Source organism: Streptomyces sp. NPDC051109 (assembly GCF_044455885.1).
Lineage (GTDB): Bacteria > Actinomycetota > Actinomycetes > Streptomycetales > Streptomycetaceae > Streptomyces.
The window spans coordinates 1-16,055 of sequence record NZ_JBITFF010000032.1; the positions used below are offsets into that span (position 1 = coordinate 1).

At 68.9% G+C, this 16,055-nt stretch carries 13 protein-coding genes and 2 pseudogenes; 4 read left to right on the forward strand and 11 right to left on the reverse strand.

The annotated features are described in order from the left end of the window. Positions 1-548: transposase (locus ACIBAD_RS34380; RefSeq protein ID WP_398910741.1), on the reverse strand; the 548-nt coding region annotated here is incomplete at its 3' end. Further along, positions 545-1,084: a transposase gene (locus ACIBAD_RS34385; RefSeq protein WP_388561406.1), complete on the reverse strand. Its 540-nt coding sequence runs from the start codon at positions 1,082-1,084 to the stop codon at positions 545-547. The genes ACIBAD_RS34380 and ACIBAD_RS34385, both read right to left, overlap by 4 nt. Positions 1,085-1,761: 677 nt before the next feature. Here ACIBAD_RS34385 and ACIBAD_RS34390 point away from each other — a divergent pair. Next, the gene (locus ACIBAD_RS34390; protein ID WP_398910743.1) at positions 1,762-3,273 is read left to right on the forward strand and encodes a heme peroxidase family protein; all 1,512 of its coding nucleotides are present in this window, start codon (positions 1,762-1,764) and stop codon (positions 3,271-3,273) included. A 30-nt stretch (positions 3,274-3,303) separates the two neighbouring features. Here the strand turns inward: ACIBAD_RS34390 and ACIBAD_RS34395 are convergent, their stop codons facing one another. The 4 genes from ACIBAD_RS34395 to ACIBAD_RS34410 are packed head-to-tail and all read right to left on the reverse strand — an operon-like array spanning position 3,304 to position 6,314. Continuing rightward, positions 3,304-4,569 (reverse strand): glycosyltransferase family 4 protein, encoded by a 1,266-nt coding sequence (locus tag ACIBAD_RS34395; protein ID WP_398910746.1) that lies wholly within the window; start codon positions 4,567-4,569, stop codon positions 3,304-3,306. Further along, positions 4,566-5,675 carry a radical SAM/SPASM domain-containing protein gene (locus ACIBAD_RS34400; protein WP_134068664.1) on the reverse strand — a complete coding sequence of 370 codons (1,110 nt, stop codon included), beginning with the start codon at positions 5,673-5,675 and terminating at the stop codon, positions 4,566-4,568. The genes ACIBAD_RS34395 and ACIBAD_RS34400 overlap by 4 nt, the downstream gene beginning before the upstream one ends. Further along, positions 5,675-5,926 carry a hypothetical protein gene (locus tag ACIBAD_RS34405; protein WP_398910748.1) on the reverse strand — a complete coding sequence of 84 codons (252 nt, stop codon included), beginning with the start codon at positions 5,924-5,926 and terminating at the stop codon, positions 5,675-5,677. The genes ACIBAD_RS34400 and ACIBAD_RS34405 overlap by 1 nt, the downstream gene beginning before the upstream one ends. Further along, positions 5,919-6,314 carry a hypothetical protein gene (locus ACIBAD_RS34410; protein WP_134068662.1) on the reverse strand — a complete coding sequence of 132 codons (396 nt, stop codon included), beginning with the start codon at positions 6,312-6,314 and terminating at the stop codon, positions 5,919-5,921. The genes ACIBAD_RS34405 and ACIBAD_RS34410 overlap by 8 nt, the downstream gene beginning before the upstream one ends. A gap of 322 nt (positions 6,315-6,636) precedes the next feature. On the opposite strand from ACIBAD_RS34410, the gene ACIBAD_RS34415 reads away from it, so the two are divergent. Further along, a complete protein-coding gene (locus tag ACIBAD_RS34415) occupies positions 6,637-7,539 on the forward strand; it encodes a hypothetical protein (RefSeq protein WP_134068661.1) in 903 nt (300 codons plus the stop codon). A gap of 44 nt (positions 7,540-7,583) precedes the next feature. Here ACIBAD_RS34415 and ACIBAD_RS34420 read toward each other — a convergent pair. Next, positions 7,584-8,778, reverse strand: a pseudogene (locus ACIBAD_RS34420) (IS110 family transposase). 448 nt (positions 8,779-9,226) lie between these two features. Between ACIBAD_RS34420 and ACIBAD_RS34425 the strand changes: the two are divergent. Further along, positions 9,227-10,165 (forward strand): NADP-dependent oxidoreductase, encoded by a 939-nt coding sequence (locus tag ACIBAD_RS34425; protein WP_398910751.1) that lies wholly within the window; start codon positions 9,227-9,229, stop codon positions 10,163-10,165. 169 nt (positions 10,166-10,334) lie between these two features. Here the strand turns inward: ACIBAD_RS34425 and ACIBAD_RS34430 are convergent, their stop codons facing one another. From ACIBAD_RS34430 to ACIBAD_RS34440, 3 genes and pseudogenes are all read right to left on the reverse strand, one after another. Then, entirely contained in the window at positions 10,335-12,374 is a 2,040-nt protein-coding gene (locus tag ACIBAD_RS34430; RefSeq protein WP_398910753.1) for a protein kinase, read from the reverse strand. Positions 12,375-12,608: 234 nt separating this feature from the next. Further along, positions 12,609-12,758, reverse strand: a pseudogene (locus tag ACIBAD_RS34435) (Na+/H+ antiporter NhaA); the annotation flags it as partial. A 122-nt stretch (positions 12,759-12,880) separates the two neighbouring features. After that, positions 12,881-13,444 (reverse strand): dihydrofolate reductase family protein, encoded by a 564-nt coding sequence (locus ACIBAD_RS34440; RefSeq protein ID WP_398910755.1) that lies wholly within the window; start codon positions 13,442-13,444, stop codon positions 12,881-12,883. Between the two features lie 1,285 nt (positions 13,445-14,729). On the opposite strand from ACIBAD_RS34440, the gene ACIBAD_RS34445 reads away from it, so the two are divergent. Continuing rightward, positions 14,730-15,680 (forward strand): aminotransferase class IV, encoded by a 951-nt coding sequence (locus ACIBAD_RS34445; RefSeq protein WP_208328920.1) that lies wholly within the window; start codon positions 14,730-14,732, stop codon positions 15,678-15,680. Here the strand turns inward: ACIBAD_RS34445 and ACIBAD_RS34450 are convergent. Continuing rightward, positions 15,649-15,945 carry a hypothetical protein gene (locus tag ACIBAD_RS34450; protein WP_134068654.1) on the reverse strand — a complete coding sequence of 99 codons (297 nt, stop codon included), beginning with the start codon at positions 15,943-15,945 and terminating at the stop codon, positions 15,649-15,651. The genes ACIBAD_RS34445 and ACIBAD_RS34450 overlap by 32 nt on opposite strands. Positions 15,946-16,055 lie beyond the last annotated feature (110 nt).

The window sequence follows — 16,055 nt, forward strand, 5'->3', positions numbered from 1 at the left end:
TACTGAGCTTGCAGCTGTGGTGTCGTCAGTTTGAGTCTGGTCTCGGTGAGGCATCCGTCGATGACGTCGCTGCGGTATTGGATCTGGCGGAGGCCGTGTCGTAGTACGCGGATGAGGTGCTCGGGGTCGGTGAACGCGGTGTTCGCCTGGCTGCTGCGGCGGAGGAGGGACCAGATGCCCTCGACGGGGTTGAGGTCGGGTGCGTAAGGCGGCAGGTGGAAGGCGGTGATCCAGTCCTGGGCCTCGATGAAGGCCCGCATCCGGCGGTCCTTGTGGACGTTTAAGTTGTCCCAGATCAGGACGATGGGTCCGCCGAGCTGCTGGTGGGCGACGATGAGAAGGTCGCGGTACTCGATCCAGGTGAAGCTGCGCCGACCGCCTTGTTTGTGGTCGGTGTGCCGTTTGGGCCGGTAGATCAGGCGAGAGCGTTCGCCGGGTTTATAGCAGGTCAGGGCCGCGATGGAGTAGCGGCGTTGGGAGCGTCCACGAACCCGGATGACGGGTGTGTATCCGCGTTTGGCCCAGGTCCGTGAGGTCGGCGGCGTCATCGAGAATCCTGCTTCGTCTTCAAAGACGATCCAGGCATCGAGCGCCGCCGCGGTGCTTCCACCCGTGGCCAGGTCTCCTTCACCCAGCCGGCCACCGCTTCCTCGTCGCGCTCGAGAGCACGGCGGGCAGGCACCTGGTGACTCCAGCCGTTCCGCCGCAGCATCTGGGAGATGCCGGACAAGGTCATGCTCTTGTGGAACCTTCGGCCGATCAGGGTCTTGATCCGGGCCAGCGTCCATCTCTGATCCGGCCATCCGTGGGCAACCGGCCCCTTGGCCAGCTCCTCCTCGAGAACCGCGAACAAGGTCCTGCTGAGCTTGGGACGGCAGGCGGGCCCTTGTGAACGCAGAGCCGACTCACCACTGTCTTGCCACGATCTCCGCCACCGCTGAACCGACCGGACGCTGACCCGTAACTCCTTGGCGACCACGTCATTGCTCAGACCGCTGGCGAACATGCCGGCCGCTTCCATCCGGATCCGCTCGCGGAAAGCTTGCCTCTCCGCGGTCAGACCCCCACCCTGCGGATACCTCATACAACCGGCATACCGCGACGATCACCAGCTGTCAGCACCCACGACACCGCTACTACAAGCTCAGTAGCCGCCGTCGGCGATGGTCATGCTGGTTCTCCCGGGCACACGGTCGACTTCTGCCAGGGACGAATCCTCGGCTTCCATCCCACGGCGCCTTGCACGTGACGCTGCACGACCCTGCTCGCGTCCTGCGGGAGGTCGAGGCCTCACGGAACTTCGGGCGGAGCCGCTTTTCCAGAGCCCGGTGATCGTGCCCGCCGCGCCTGGTTGGCTCACCCCGGGCCCGGGCCGGCCCCGCCCGGCCCGGCGTGGCGGGGATCGGACCCTCCGCACTCACCCATCACCCCGGGTCAGTGCACCGAAACCCGACCGGCCCGGCCTCGGGGAGGCCGCTCGGCAACGAACAACCGGCACCCGGCTCCCCACCACGACGTAGCCGGTCAGGCGTACCGGAGAGCGTCACCCAGCGCGTACCAGGTCGAACCTCTGGCGTGTTGCTCGGTCGGGCTGCGGCTGACTGGATGACTGGGAGCGGGGGTCGCTCGGTGGTTCCTTCTACGCCGGGCCGCGGGCAGTAGTCTCGGACGACCTCCGTGGAAAGGCAGGCGCACATGCCCGGCGAGGATGGCAGATCTGCTCGGATGCCATTGGCAGGACACGTCGGCGACCCTGGGCAGATGACGGTCGACATGGCCGGTGGAGGACAGTCCCTGGGGTTGCCCGTCTCTCCCATCCGCAACCACGCGCGTGTAAGCCGCGGCCTGGGCTACGTACCGGAATCCAGCCTTTCGTTCGGCCTCTACGGCCGGATGTTCCGGCGTCTCGACCCCTATATTCCGGACGACGCGCGCATCGACGCCATCGCACGGCTCATGAGAGAGCCCTCGGGGGCCGAGCTGGACGGAAAGATCCCGGCCGGGTACACCTACGTTGGCCAGTTCATCGACCACGACCTCACGTTCGACCCGATGTCCAGCCTCCAGCGGCGCAACGATCCTGACGCTCTGGTCAACTTCCGTACTCCGCGATTTGACCTGGACTCCGTGTACGGGCGTGGACCGGCGGACCAGCCGTACCTGTACGAGATGGTGCGTGGTGCCGAGGGGCACCGCTTCGTGATCGGGAACGCGAAGGGTGAGGCCGGGGGAGTGCTGGACTTGCCGCGGGACTCCCGTGGTGTGGCGCTGATCGGCGATCCCCGCAATGACGAGAACGTCATCGTCAGCCAGTTGCAGCTCACCTTCATGCTGTTCCACAACAAAATGTGTGACTGGCTGACCGCCAACGCGGCGGAGTACGAGGCTCACCGCAATGCTGGTGAAGGTGTCTTCGACTGCGCGCAGCGACTTGTCCGATGGCACTACCAGTGGATCGTCGTCCACGACTTCCTCAAACGTGTCGTCGACGCGACCACGTACAAAGACGTGCTGCGTCACGAGTCTCTCATCCCTCAGGGTGAAGCGGTCGAACAGGTCGCACTCCGTTTCTTCGCGTGGCGCCACCAGATCTTCATGCCGGTCGAGTTCGCCGTCGCGGCCTACCGCTTCGGCCACTCCATGGTCCGGCCGGCATACACGCTGAATTCCCGAGTGGGGCCGCTCCCCGTCTTCACGTCTGGGTCGGCGGGCTCGCCGCGCAATGAATTCCGGCATCTTGGAGGGTTCCGCCGCCTGCCGGCGAACTGGCAGGTCGAGTGGCGGAGGTTTTTCCCTCTCGGCGACTCGTCAGACCTCCAGCACGCCCGCAGGATCGACCGGTATCTGGCGCCGCCGCTCCTGGACTTGCCCCCTGAACTCGCCGGCGGCGCGACGCCAGACCTCGCACGGCGGAACCTCACACGCGGCGCGCGGCTGGGTCTGCCTTCCGGTCAGCAGGTCGCGCTGGCTATCGGTTCCGAACCGCTCGACGACGAGGAGCTCGATCTTCCCGGCAAGGGGCCTGCGCCGTTGTGGTACTACGTGCTGCGTGAGGCCGAATTGCACGACGGCGGTCGCACCCTGGGTACCGTCGGTTCCCGGATCGTCTCCGAGGTGTTCCTCGGCATGCTGTCCGCCGATCCGTCCTCGTACCTGTCTGCCGAGCCCGGTTGGCGACCGGTTCTGTGTGGTTCCAAGCCGGGGGAGTTCACTATGGCAGACCTGATCGACTTCACTGGATTCGGCGTCACGGCACAGTCCTCCCCCCGATGACCGCGCCCGCCGAACGCTGCGCGGGCCGGGTTACCTGACGATGACCCGGCCGCCGATACGGGCGGTACAGTGCCGCCCGGCCCAATTGCAGACGTCGTCCGCCCAATCCGTGATCCGCCGATCACCTTCCGCGCAGGCGTCGCGGTCCTCAGAGGGATCGACGTGGCCGCCGATGAGTGTTGCTGCGTGCGCGTAAGCGTCGCCGAGTCTTTCGTCGCGCTGCCGAAGCGACAATCTCCCGGAAGAGGTGAGCGCACGGTTGTTCACGGCAAGACGCCGGCGCAGTGATTCGTCGTCGATCAGCGCAGACACTGCCGCCGCGAACCCTTTGGTGCGTTGGGCCGCCGGCTTGGCGTTGGAGACGAACAGAGCGTTGTCGCCGGGCGTGAACAGCTCGCCGATGTGCTCCATCCCCGGTCCGGCCGAACAGACGATGGCCAGACCGGCGGCGGCTGCTTCGACCAGTCCCATACCGAAGCTCTCGAAAGAGGTGGGGGAGAGGAAGATGTCCGCCCGGCGCAGCTGCTCCAAGTAGGCCGGCCTGGGCAGGGTCGCCAGGAGTTCCACTCCCGCCGCCAGCAGCCGGGAGGCGGCAGGCTCAGGGCAGGGTCCGAGAAACACCAGCCGCACGGCTTCGCCGTGGCGTGCCCGCAGATGGCCGAAGACCTCGACCGCGACAGGAGCACCCTTGTCCTGCGCTGTCCTGCCCATGTAAAGCACGGTCACCGCGCGTTCCGCGCGCCTGACCGCTGGCAGTGCAGGAACGGCCGGATACACCACTTCGGACTTGGAGCTCAGCCTCTCGATGACCTCCGGCCGGTGGCCACGCGCCGCGAGGTGCTCCAAGCATGCCCGTCGCGCATACTCCGTGCGGAAGAGGATCCGGGCGCAGCGCCGGCTCGCGTACCGGGCCGCCATGGCGGCCTCTCGGCGGAACATTGCCTCGGAGTCGGGAACGAGGGAGGTACCACGGGATGCCGCGCCCAAGGTGAAGAAGCGCCCGGCCTGCAGCGGCATCAGCAGACAGTCCGCATCGACTACCCACGGTCGCGCCGTTTCCGTCGGCAGACGGGACGAATGCACGACGTCGACATCGGCCGGGAGGCCGTCGAACCGCACCCATTCGGCGACTGCCGCGTCGTGCAGCGGGGAAAAGGCGCGGCAGGCGCTGCGGTCGGGGCGAAAGCGCAGCGTGTACCGTGCCTGCACGTACGTCGTCCCCGTCGGCGGGGACTCCAGCAGTGACCCGTGGACTCCGTCGTGTAGTTCGTGCGCCGGCCCCAGCAGGACCTTCACGGTGCTGCAGGGGCGGCCACGCCGAGGCGGTTCCGCATGTGGCCGATGAGGTCCCGCAGTCCGCAGCAGTCGGCTGTGTACTGAGGGTCGTGCCGAGACGCCGTGTAGCGCTCGTGCGGGCACCACCCGTTGCAGACACCGAAGTCGGGGCAGGCGCGCATGGCGCTGAGAGCATCCTTGTTCGAAGCCCGCAAGGGGACGAGGGCCGGCCCGTTGCGGAACGAGGCGAAGGAGTCTGTGAGGACGTTGCCGACCGTATAGGCGGGGTCTCCGTCGAACAGGTCGCAGTGGGCGACCTGCCCGTCGGGCTCTACGAGGTAGTAACGGCCGAAGCAATCGCCGGCAAGGGTGCACACGCTGCTGTCTCGCCCCGAGAGCCGCTTCAGCAGTCCGTCGAACTCCCTGACCCAGATGGACGGATCGCCATGGGCAAGCCAACGATCGAAGTAGGCCCGCAGGAAGCGGTTCATCTCGGCCGGTGTGACGTAGTGCGACGTCGGCGTTCCGGGCGGTGCGTCAGGATGGTTCGTCGGTTTGGCGGCGAGCAGGCCGTAGTGGGTGATTCCCTCTTTCAGGAAGAAGTCGAAGACTGCGTCCGGTCCGAGTTCGAGCGCTCCCCGGTCGATGACCATGAGTACGCTGATCGGTACGTCGTTCTCCCGCAGGGCGTCAAGTCCGCGGCGTACGTCCTCGAAAGAAGGGCGCCCCGAGGCGTAGCGCCGGTAGCGGTCATGCACGGCGGGCGGACCGTCCAGACTCACACTGACCCGGAAACGGAACTCACGGAAGAACTGTGCCCAGGCGCCGTCGATCCGTGTGCCGTTGCTCTGCAAGGTGTTGTGGACCGTCTGTCCGGGGCGACGCAAGCGCGCTTGCAAGTAGACCGCACGCTCGTAGAACTTGCGGGGCAAGACGGTCGGCTCGCCGCCGTGCCACATGAACTCGACGGTGTCGTGCCCCGGGTCGGCCAAGGCTCGGGCCGTCATCCGTGCCAGGACGGGGAAGCCCATCGTCTGGTTGGGCCCGCTCCGCCAGTCGTGACAGTACGTGCAGCGCAGGTTGCACAGCCGTGTCGCTTTGACGATGAGACCGAGATAGCGCCCCACTAATGCTCATGCTCCTTGACGGGCGGCCGCTTTACCAGGTGGTCGAGCAGCTGCGCTTCCTCGGGCTCCAACAGCTCTTCCACTGGTCGTGCGGCCATGCGCATCCACGGCTCCGTCGCGGCGTTGAGCGCCGCGATGAGGATGGTGTGCTCTGACGGGGAGAGTGCCGAGGCGAACCGCTCCAGCGAAACGGCGAAGCCGTCCCCCGGGGATGCGTCGTCCACCGCATGGACGCCGAGATCGTCATGCATAGGGCGGGGTCCACTTCTCGGGACGGATGTAGGTCCATTGGACGATCTCGTACTCCTCGATGGCCCCGCCGCCCACGCGCGGGTTGGCCTTCTCCCAGCTCGGCTCAGTTCGCGCCCATGCGATGGGCCCACGGGCCGTTCGCTTCCACTGGTCGCGGACGGAGCTGATGGCGGACCGTGTCGCCTCGTCGAGGCTGGCGATCAGCTGTCTGCGGCGGACGTCGCCGGGCTGGAGGTCTCGGGTGTACTGCAGCAGGACCTCTGCGAGGGCCTGCTCACCGGCGGGGAGGGACGCGCTCCACTCCGACAGGCGTTCGGTGAACGCCGTGATGTCCTCGCTTTCGACCGGTGCGGCGTCGTGTCCCGACTGGCTGGTCCGTTCGTACATTGCTTGCCTCCGCTTCGCTGGAGTCGCCCCAAGGATGGTAACGCATAGCGACGAGTTGGTTACTTATGGTGTTCACACGTGTCGCGCCGGTGCAACCGGGGCGACGGCCGCAGTGGGCGACTGCCCACCGCCGGATCGGCCATCGCGTGAAATGCCCAGGTCAAGCCGACACTTTCAAGGCCGGCCTCGACGGGTGACCTGATGCTGCGATCAGGCGGATCACCGTCAACGTGGCGGCGTGGCGCGGGCCCGGCCCGACCGGTCGGGTGGGTCCTGCGGTTGAGTGAGGTGTTATCCCTTGCTCCCTCTTCAAGGAGCCGTCATGACAGTCGAGAACAAGATCCCCGCCGGTACCATCCTGCTCTCCGATTCCGAGGCCTTCGGATGCCAGGGTGCAGTGCACATGGTCGATCCGGTCACAGGCCTTCAGGGCTTCTTCGCCCTGGGTGGCGACCTCGTGGGAGCCACCGGGATCGCCGTGGAAGCCGATGGCAGTGTCCTGGTGACCAAGGACCGACAGTATCCAGGCACAGGAGCGCTGCTGCGCCTGTCCAGGTCCGACGGAATGACGACTCAGAGCGTGGTGGCGTCCGAGGGCAACTTCGTCGCCCCGTGCGCTGTTGCCGTGGAGAGCGACGGCAACGTCCTCGTGGCCGACCTCTTTTCAAAGGGCCCGGGGGCGGTCATCCGCGTTGACCCCGTCACCGGGGTGCAGACCGTGCTGTCGCTCAGCGACGGCACCATCGATCCTCTGCGCCCCGGCGGGTTGTGCGTTGCCGCCGACGGCACCGTCGTGGTGGTAGAGCAGGCCGGCCACATCAGTGATCCCGACGCTCCCCGGGTGATCCGGATCGACCCGGTCAGTGGTGCGCGTACGGTCATTTCGTCCGGTGGCCATCTCGTCAGCCCTGTGGATGTGGTGGTCGACCACGACGGCAACATCCTGGTCGTCGACGCCAACGCGTTCGAGGGTTTCAGCGGTGGTGTGATCAAGGTGGATCCGGTGAGCGGGACGCAGACCGTCGTGTCCTCTGGCGGCGGTTTCGACAGTCCTGCCGCGATCGCCATCGAGGCTGACGGCAACCTGCTGATCACCGATTACAAGGCGGCGAACGGGGAGCCGACGTTGTTCCGTGTCAACCCGACTACCGGCGACCAGCAGGTCCTCGCATCAGGCCTGCCCTTCCGGTCCCTCACCGGGGTCAAGGTCGTACCTGTTGCCTGAGCGGACGGATGGCGGCCGGGGGGGGGGTGCCCCTATGGGTTTCGTCAACCCGTGGGGGCGGGTTGGGGTTCGTAGAAGGTGCCGTCGCGGAGCATCGCGAACAGCACGTCGGCTCGGCGTCTGGCGAGGCAGAGGAGGGCCTGGGTGTGGTGCTTTCCCTGGGCGATCTTCTTGTCGTAGTAGGTGCGGGATGCCGGGTCGGCCAGGGCGGCGAAGGCGGAGAGGAAGAAGGCCCGTTTGAGCTGCTTGTTTCCGCGTCGGGAGGGTTGTTCGCCGCGGATCGAGGAGCCTGAGCTGCGGGTCGCTGGGGCGAGGCCTGCGTAGGCGGCGAGGTGGGCGGCGGATGGGAAGCTGGATCCGTCGCCGACGTCGATGAGGATCCGTGCTCCGGTCCTGACGCCGATCCCCGGCATGGACGTCAGGACCTTGGAAAGAGGGTGTGCCTCCAGCAGTTCCTCGATCCGCGCGGCGAGGAGTTTCCGCTGGTCAAGCACTGCTTGGAGCGAGTTGGCGAGGCTGGGGACGATCAGTGCGGCCGCGTCGGTGCCCGGGACTACGACGGTCTGCTCGTCCAGGGCGGTGAAGATGTCCTCGACCAGCCGCTCGGCCTGCTTTCGGGCGTATCAACGTCACGAGCCGTCGCCGTCCGGCCTTGCGGATCTGGGCCGGGGAGCCGAACTGGTCGAGGAGCTTGAGCACGGCCGGGTGCTGCACTCGCGGCCCCAGGACCCGTTCCAGCGACGGGTGGATCTGCGTCAGCAGGCCCCGCAGCCGGTTGCTGACGCGGGTGGCTTCGCCGGCCAGGTCGTCGTCGAACCCGACGATCATCTCCAGCTCGGCGATCGTTTCGTCTTCGAGATCGACCGAGCGGAGGGTGTGCGGCATGACGCGGGCCGCGTCCGCGATGACGAAGGCGTCGCGGGCATCGGTCTTGGCCTCGCCGGGGTAGAGATCGGCGATCCGCCGCATCGTCAGCCCCGGCAGATAGGCGACCGGGCAGCCCATGTCACGGGCCACGGCCAGCGGCAGAGCCCCGATCGAGGCTGGCTGGTCGACCACCACCAGGACCGTCCCGTGCTTGGCCTGCAGTTTCCCGAAGACCTCGCGGAGTTTGGGTTCGCTGTTGGGCAGCCGTTTGTCGAAGGCCTTCTTCCGGGCCGGGGTGACGGCGGTGGCGTGGTGTTCGCCCTTGCCGACGTCCAGGCCGAGGAAGGCGCCGATGCCGCTGATGTCGATCACGTGCGTCCTCCGGTCGTCCTCTTCGCCCGGCCGTCCCACGGCACCGATCGCCACATCCACATTACGAAGAGCCTCCCGACCTGCGGAAAGGTCGGTGGTCATGCCCCTAATCAGCGGTCTGTCGATGCCTCCGGAGCCGGTGACACCACCCCCCAAGACATGCGATCGGCAGAGGGAGAAAGTCATGCCAACTCCGGAGGCCGGGCGCCCCATTGCGAGGCAACCAAAAAGGTAATGGGGGGGACTGCCCCGCCATCACGTGGCACCTTCCTACCGCTTGCTGGGAGCGCCCACCCGCCCACGGCCGGGGCCGTACACGGCATCCGGGTCCCGCACCCTCCCTCGTTTCGGCGGTGAATTCGACCCCCGGATGGGTGAACCCGGGCCCGAGGGGCTGTTGCGGGGGTGGGATGGCTCTTTCATGATCATCAGGCGCAGAATGTGCTGCATGACGACGACACGGGTGATCACACAGCGGCTCCTCGGCGGCTCCGACGTGCTGGAACTTGCCGAGATACCCCTTCCCTCGCCGGGCCCGGGTGAGGTCCTGGTGCGCGTACGGGCCACTGGTATGAACCCCGCGGACTGGAAAGTCCGTATCGGCAAGGTGGACTTCTTCGGCCCGCCGCCGTTCGTGCTCGGCCACGAGTTCAGCGGCGTGGTGGAGGCCGTCGGCGAGGGCGCCACCCGCTTCGCGGTGGGCGAGGAGGTCTACGGCTGGACCGTCCCGCCGCACGGCAGCCACGCTGACCGCGTGGTGGTGGCCGAAGACCGGATCGCGCCGAAGCCGCGCACGCTCGACCACGTCGGCTCCGCGGCGCTGCCGATCTCCGGCTTCACCGCCTACCAGGCTCTGGTCACCCTCTGCGAGGTCCAGCCCGGCCAGCGGGTGCTGATCCACGGCGCGGCCGGCGGCGTCGGCCACATCGCCGTGCAGATCGCGAAGTCCCTGGGCGCGTACGTCATCGGCACCGCCCGCGCAGCCAAGCACGACTACCTGCGAGGACTCGGCGCCGATGAGCTGATCGACTACACGGTGGAGGACTTCTCGGCCCTGCGCGGCATCGACGTGGTACTGGACACCGTCAGCAACGACTACGGTCCGCGTTCCCTGCACACCCTCAAGCCGGGCGGCATCCTGGTCGACGTCGTCGGCGTCGGCGTGGACCGCACCGAGGTGACAGCACGCGCCGCCGAACTCGGCATACGGTTCGTGGAGTTCTTCCTGGAACCCACCCCCGCCGTGCTGACCGCCTTCGCCGAACTCGTCGACACCCACGGCGTACGCCCCACGATCTCCGAGATCCTCCCGCTCACGGAGGCCGCGAAGGCCCACGAGCTCAGCGAAACCGGCCGGGTCCAGGGCAAGATCGTCCTCGTGCCGTAGTCCGACCTCCGGGACCCGTCAGGTTGAGAAGGTGGGTGCCCCGACTCCGGCTGAGCTCGCCGGGGCCGGTGCCCGGTCCCCGCTCGTTCATGGCGTCGGCCCCGATCAGCCGCATCCGGGCGGGGCCGACGCCGCCCGGAGTCGGAGTCCGGGGCGGCCTCCTGCACTCTCAGCGCCAGGCGGGATGCCCCTCGGCGGAGGCACCGGTGGTGAGGGCGCGCTCGCCGGTCTTGTCCGCGCGCACGGCCCAGATCACGGGCTGCTCGTACGGGCCGCGGACGAAGGCCACCCACGTGCCGTCGACGGACCAGGCGGGGTCCATCTCATGGGCGCCGGTGGCGATCAGTTCACGGTCGTTGCTCCCGTCGGAGTCCACGAGGTGGATGTCGCCCTGGGTGCCCGTGCCGTAGGTCCCCGCCGTGTAGGCGAGGGTGGCGCCGTCGGGTGACCACACCGGGTCGTGTGCCGCGTGGGGCAGCCGGGTCACCTGCTGCGGGGCGCGATTCGGGGCGGCGGGATCGACCACGTGGATCTGCCAGTTGTCGGGATCTGTCTGCAGGCAGACCGCGATGCGCTTGCCGTCCGGCGACCACGCGGGATCCTCGACCTGGCTCCCGCCCGAAGTGAGTTGGCGCGTCGCGCCGTCGGCGACGTCGACCACGAACAGCTGCTGCACGCCGTCCTTCATGCGAAGCACGGCGAGCCGGCTGCCGTCCGGCGACCAGGACACCCTGCCACCGGCGATGGAAGTGATCCGGCGCGCGTTCGAGCCGTCGGCGTTGGCGGTCCAGACGGCCGTGCCCTCGGGCGTGCTGCGGGTGAACGCGAACGACCTGCGGTCGGGGGACCACTGGGGCAGGATGTCACATGTGCCGGCGCCGCCCGCGATGAGCTCCACGGGCTTCTCCGCCGAGGCGTCCCGGCGGGCGATGACGCTGTGGCACGCCCCGGGCCAGCCCGGGGCGGTGTCCTTCCGGATCAGCAGCGGATCGGCCGGGAACGGTGCAGGGGCCGGGGCGGATCCGGTGGGCGACGAGGCGCGGGGCTTGGAACTGTCCTTGGTCGAGTGGCTCCAGGGCTGCCACACGAACAGGCCGGCGGCCGCGAGAGACGTCACGAGCACCGCCGCCACCACCGCGCGGCGACGTGGGGGCTTCCCCGCAACGACTGGTGGCACCTGCGCGGGGGCGGGGGAAAGCTGCGCCGCGGGCCCTGTCACGGTGCGCGACCGTTCTGTGGGGGGCTCCGCGACGACGGGCGGGGCGGCATCCGGTAGCGGGACGGCCTCCGGGGTGTCCTGCCGGGTCTCCGGCGGGCTGTCCGGTGCGGTGGGCCGCGCCATCGGCTCCGGGGCCGGGAGCAGCTGCGTTGCCGCTTCCGGCAGCCAGGAGTCACCGTCAGGGTGGCGGACGGTGAGAGTACCGAGGAAGGCGGCCGGGGTGGGCCTTGCAGCTGGGTCCTTGGACAGACAGGCGCCGATGGCTTCGCGGAGTTCAATGGGCACCGCGGTCAGGTCCGGCTCTTCGTAGACCACCTTGTAGTGCCTGGCCGCGGACGGGCCGTCGCCGAAGGGGGCGCCGCCCGCCGCCTGGGTGAGCACCACCCCCAGAGCGAACATGTCGACCGCAGGGGTGAGCGCCCTACCGCCGGTGAGCTGCTCGGGTGCCAGGAAACCCGGCGTGCCGACCTGCATGCCGGTCTGTGTCAGTGATGTGCCGTCCAGGGCGCGCGCGATGCCGAAATCGATGACACGCGGCCCGTCCTCGGCGACGATGATGTTCGCGGGCTTCAGGTCGCGGTGGATGACCCCGGCGCGGTGGATCGCGTCGAGTGCCTCGGCCAGGCCGGCCGCGAGGACGGTGAGCGTGTCCAAGGGCAGCGATCCGACGCGCGCGAGGACCGCTTGCAGGGTGGGGCCGGGCACGAACGCCGTGACCAGCCAGGCCGGGTCCCCGTCCGGGTCTGCGTCCACCACCGGAGCGGTGTGGAAGCCGCCGACCCGCCGCGCCGCCGCGACCTCGTCGGCGAACCTGCGCTTGAACCCGGGCTCGGTGCTCAGCTCGGGACGTACGACCTTGATGGCCACCGCACGGCCGGACCGGGAGCGGCCCAGGTAGACCACGCCCATGCCTCCCTGACCGAGCCGTCCCACCAGCCGGTAGCGGCCCTCGCCGAGCGAGGTGGGATCCCCCGTTTCGAGCGGCTTCATACGTCCCCCGTTTCACACCTTGCGCGATGAACAGCCTCTCCCTACCCGTCGCGCCGTCCACCAGTCAAGCGAGGCTCTCCCGGAATCCGACCGAGGTGCGTTCGACGACCGGCCTTCCTGGTTGGCGGGCCGTTCGGGGGAAAAAGGGAAGCTCGTGGCCTGCCATGGCGTGACCGGCCCGACGGGTACGGCCACCGAGGCCCGGCGGCCCTGGCCCATGGCGAACGCGACGAGGATCGCGGCGACGACGAGTTCGCGTTTGAGCTCGATGCCGGCGACGAGGAAGAAGACGGGGCGGAGGCCGGCGGCGATCCAGTGGCCGGCGGACAGGTCGAGGTCGAGGGTGGGTGTCCCGGAGTGGAAGTTGCGCACCGGGGCCGACGATCGCCGGGACTTCCGTCTCCAGGGCGAGCGGGACCTCCGCGAAAGCCAAACCGTTGAGATCGGCAGCCCTCGGCACTCTCGAACTGGCCCGGGCGGTAGTCCGGGTCGCCCAGGACGATCGCTCAGCGCCTCGTCTCGTACCTGGTCAGGATCACGCCGCAGGGAAGCGTCCGCGTCTCCACCAGGTTGAGGTTCACCCAGGTGTCCAGCGCGGTGAAGAACGGCGTGCCGTCGCCCACCAGGACCGGCGCGGTGGCCAGGACGTACTCGTCGATCAGGCCGGCCCGCATGGCCGCCCCGGCGAGCGTCGCGCCGCCGATGTCCATCGGGCCGCCGTCCTCCGCCTTGAGCCGGGCGATCTCGGCGACCGCGTCGCCGGTGACCAGGCGGGTGTTCCAGTCGACCTTGTCGATCGTCGAGGAGAACACCACCTTCGCCATGTCCCGCCAGCGGCGCGCGAACTCGATCTCCGCCGGGGTGGCGCCCGGCCGCTCGTCGCCGGTCGGCCAGTAGGAGCTCATCGTCTGCCACAGCTTGCGCCCGTACAGCGACAGGTCGGTCGCCCGCAACTGGTCGGACCAGAACTGGAACAGCTCGTCGCTCGGCACGCTCCAGCCGATGTCGTCGCCGGGCGCGGCGATGTAGCCGTCCAGGGTCAGGTTCATGCCGTAGATCAGTTTCCGCATGGCTCAGCCTTCCGTTCGTGGGTGTCGGGCGTACGGACCAGCGCGGCCCGGGAAACTCATCGGGGCGCGATCGGGCTCGCCGCTCGCCCTCGTGCTCGGGGCTCGGCGCGGGTGTCTTCCGCCGACTCGGACAAGCCGCCTGATCTCGGCCTCGCCCCCGCGAGGAAATACCACGGATTTGAGACTGATCACGGGTGACGAGGCCGTGAGGCAGCCAAGAACGCCAGGTACGCAAGGTCGACGTGTCGCGAGCGGCGAGGATCCGGTTGCCGGGAAGAGGGCACACTGACCGTCACTTGGACGTCGGGCCGTCATGGACCGAGACCCGATCACGCCAGGGCTCAGCGGTTTGACCTTGAACTGGACCGTCCGACCGGAGTTCAGCCACGAAACGAAGCGGCCCCCGGCAAGGTCCTCAAGTGCCTTCTCCCAGCAGGCGGCGTGACCGCTCGTCTCCGGCGTAGGAAGAGGGCCGTCCCGGCGACGCGGGTGAGGCTGGCCGTGGTCAGGGCCGCCAGGGCCGCGCCCTTTCGCGGGGGTGCGGTAGGTCCGCCGGGCGCCGTGGGCAGGAAGGGGCTTGCCAGTCCGGCCGCCGCGATCGCCAGGCGTGGGCTGAAGTTCGGGCAGTGACCGCCTGGGCAGTGGACATCGTCGTCAAAGCCCTCAACCGCCTCTATCGGCCTGGTGCCCGCGACCGCGCCTGGCGGTTCGCCGACGGCGAGGTTCCGGGTGTTGGCGGCGAGCGGCTCGGCTGCACGCCCGCCGACGCCACCCTGCACGCGCTGCCGGAGGCCGTACAGCGGTTCACCGCTGCCGGGTTCGCCGCGCGGGCCACGGTCTCCGGGGCTTCGCGTAGCCAAATACCCCTGTGCTGGACCGGACCGCCCTGCCGAGCGCGCTCGCCGACACGGTACGCAGCACCCTGCGCCGGATCGGCGCGGGCATCCGCCAGCCCTGGACGACCTGCCCGCCGACCGTTCCTCCTGCAACGGCGCCTGACCCACATCTCTCGGCCGGTCAGTAGCCGGTCGGCCGCCGCCTCGACCACGTGCGGGTCCCGGCTGCCGGTGGGGTGCCGGACGTGGACGTCGCGCTCGTTCTCCCCGAGGAGGGGTCGGTCCGCGGCGGGACCGCCGCGCGCGGCGCCCCGGTGGGTCGAGTCGGGCTTGCGACAAAGATATTGACTACTCATTATGACTGCCTTGACAGTGATTCACAGCCAAATCTACAGTTCGGTCAGGGGCCCTGCGGGTCCACGTCCAGAGGGTTGCCGATAGGGGTAAATGTGTCTTCTGAATACGGGCATCTGATTTGGCGCAACGGCACCTTCATGCCGTGGGAAGAGGCGACGGTCCACATCAGCTCCGTCGGACACGCCTCGGTCTCCGCCGCGTTCGAAGGCGTGCACTCCTACTGGAGCGCCGAGCGGGGCGTCCTGCACGGCTTCCGGCTCCGCGACCACATGCAGCGGCTGCTGGACTCCCTCCGGCTGAGCTGGCTAGAGCCCGAGTTCGACGCGGACGCGCTCGTCGCCGCCACCGTCGAGCTGCTCGCCTCGTGGGAGGTCAGCGGCAAGGACCTCTACGTCCGCCCCTGGGGCTTCGCCGCCGGGACGCACAAGGAGCAGATGGTGCCGCGCGGCACTCCGGCCGAGATAGCGATCGAGACCTGGGAGTTCGAGAGCAAGCTCGGCCGGGGGCGTACCTGCACGCTCGCCGTCAGCTCCTGGCCCCGCTTCAACCCGGGTGCCTCTCCGGCATCGATGAAGGTGTTCTCGAACTACCACAACGGCCGGCTGGGCAATGTCGACGCCCGGGCACGCGGCGCCGACTGGCCCGTCTTCCTCAACGGCGCCGGGAACGTCACGGAGTCGTCCGGCTCGTGCATCGCCCTGGTCAAGGGCGGCCGGATCATCACCCCGGACCTGGCCAGCGGGGTCCTGGACAGCATCACGCGCAAGACCCTGTTCCAGCTGGCCGAGGAGGAACTCGGCCTGACCGTCGAGGCCCGGCCCGTGGAGCGCACGGAGCTGTACCTCGCCGACGAGATCTTCCTGATGGGCACCGCGGCGGAGGTGCTGCCGGCCGTGGAGGTCGACGGGTTCCGCCTCGGTGACGGCAAGACCGCGGGGGACGTCACTCGGGCGCTGGAAGCGTGCTACCACGACACGGTCCGCGCCGTCAGCGCCAAGCACGACGAGTGGCTCACTCCCGTTCCGGCGGCGCCGGCACGCTGAAGCGCGGCTCGGCCGCCCGGATGCGGGCGGCGTAGAGCGCGGGGTCGAGGCCCAGTACGCGGAAGGCCGCGAGCCGTACGAGCAGCACCGGGTGGGCCCCGCGGCGGTACAGGGCGGCGACGTCGCCCCGCAGCAGCTCGTCCCGCTCGTCGGCGGTCAGCGGGCGGTCCGCGAGCTCCCGCCGCGGGTCCGCCCGCAGCCGTTCCAGGGTCCCCGGCTCGTGCGCGATGTCGTAGCAGAGGCGGTCGATCGCGTGGACGCTCATCAGGGGGTCCTTTCGTCGTGTGCGGTGTGCCCGTGCGGCTCCGGGTGTGTGCTGTGCCCGTGCGGCTCCGGCGCGCGTCGATCGCGCCCCGGAGCCGTTCGCCTCGCCCG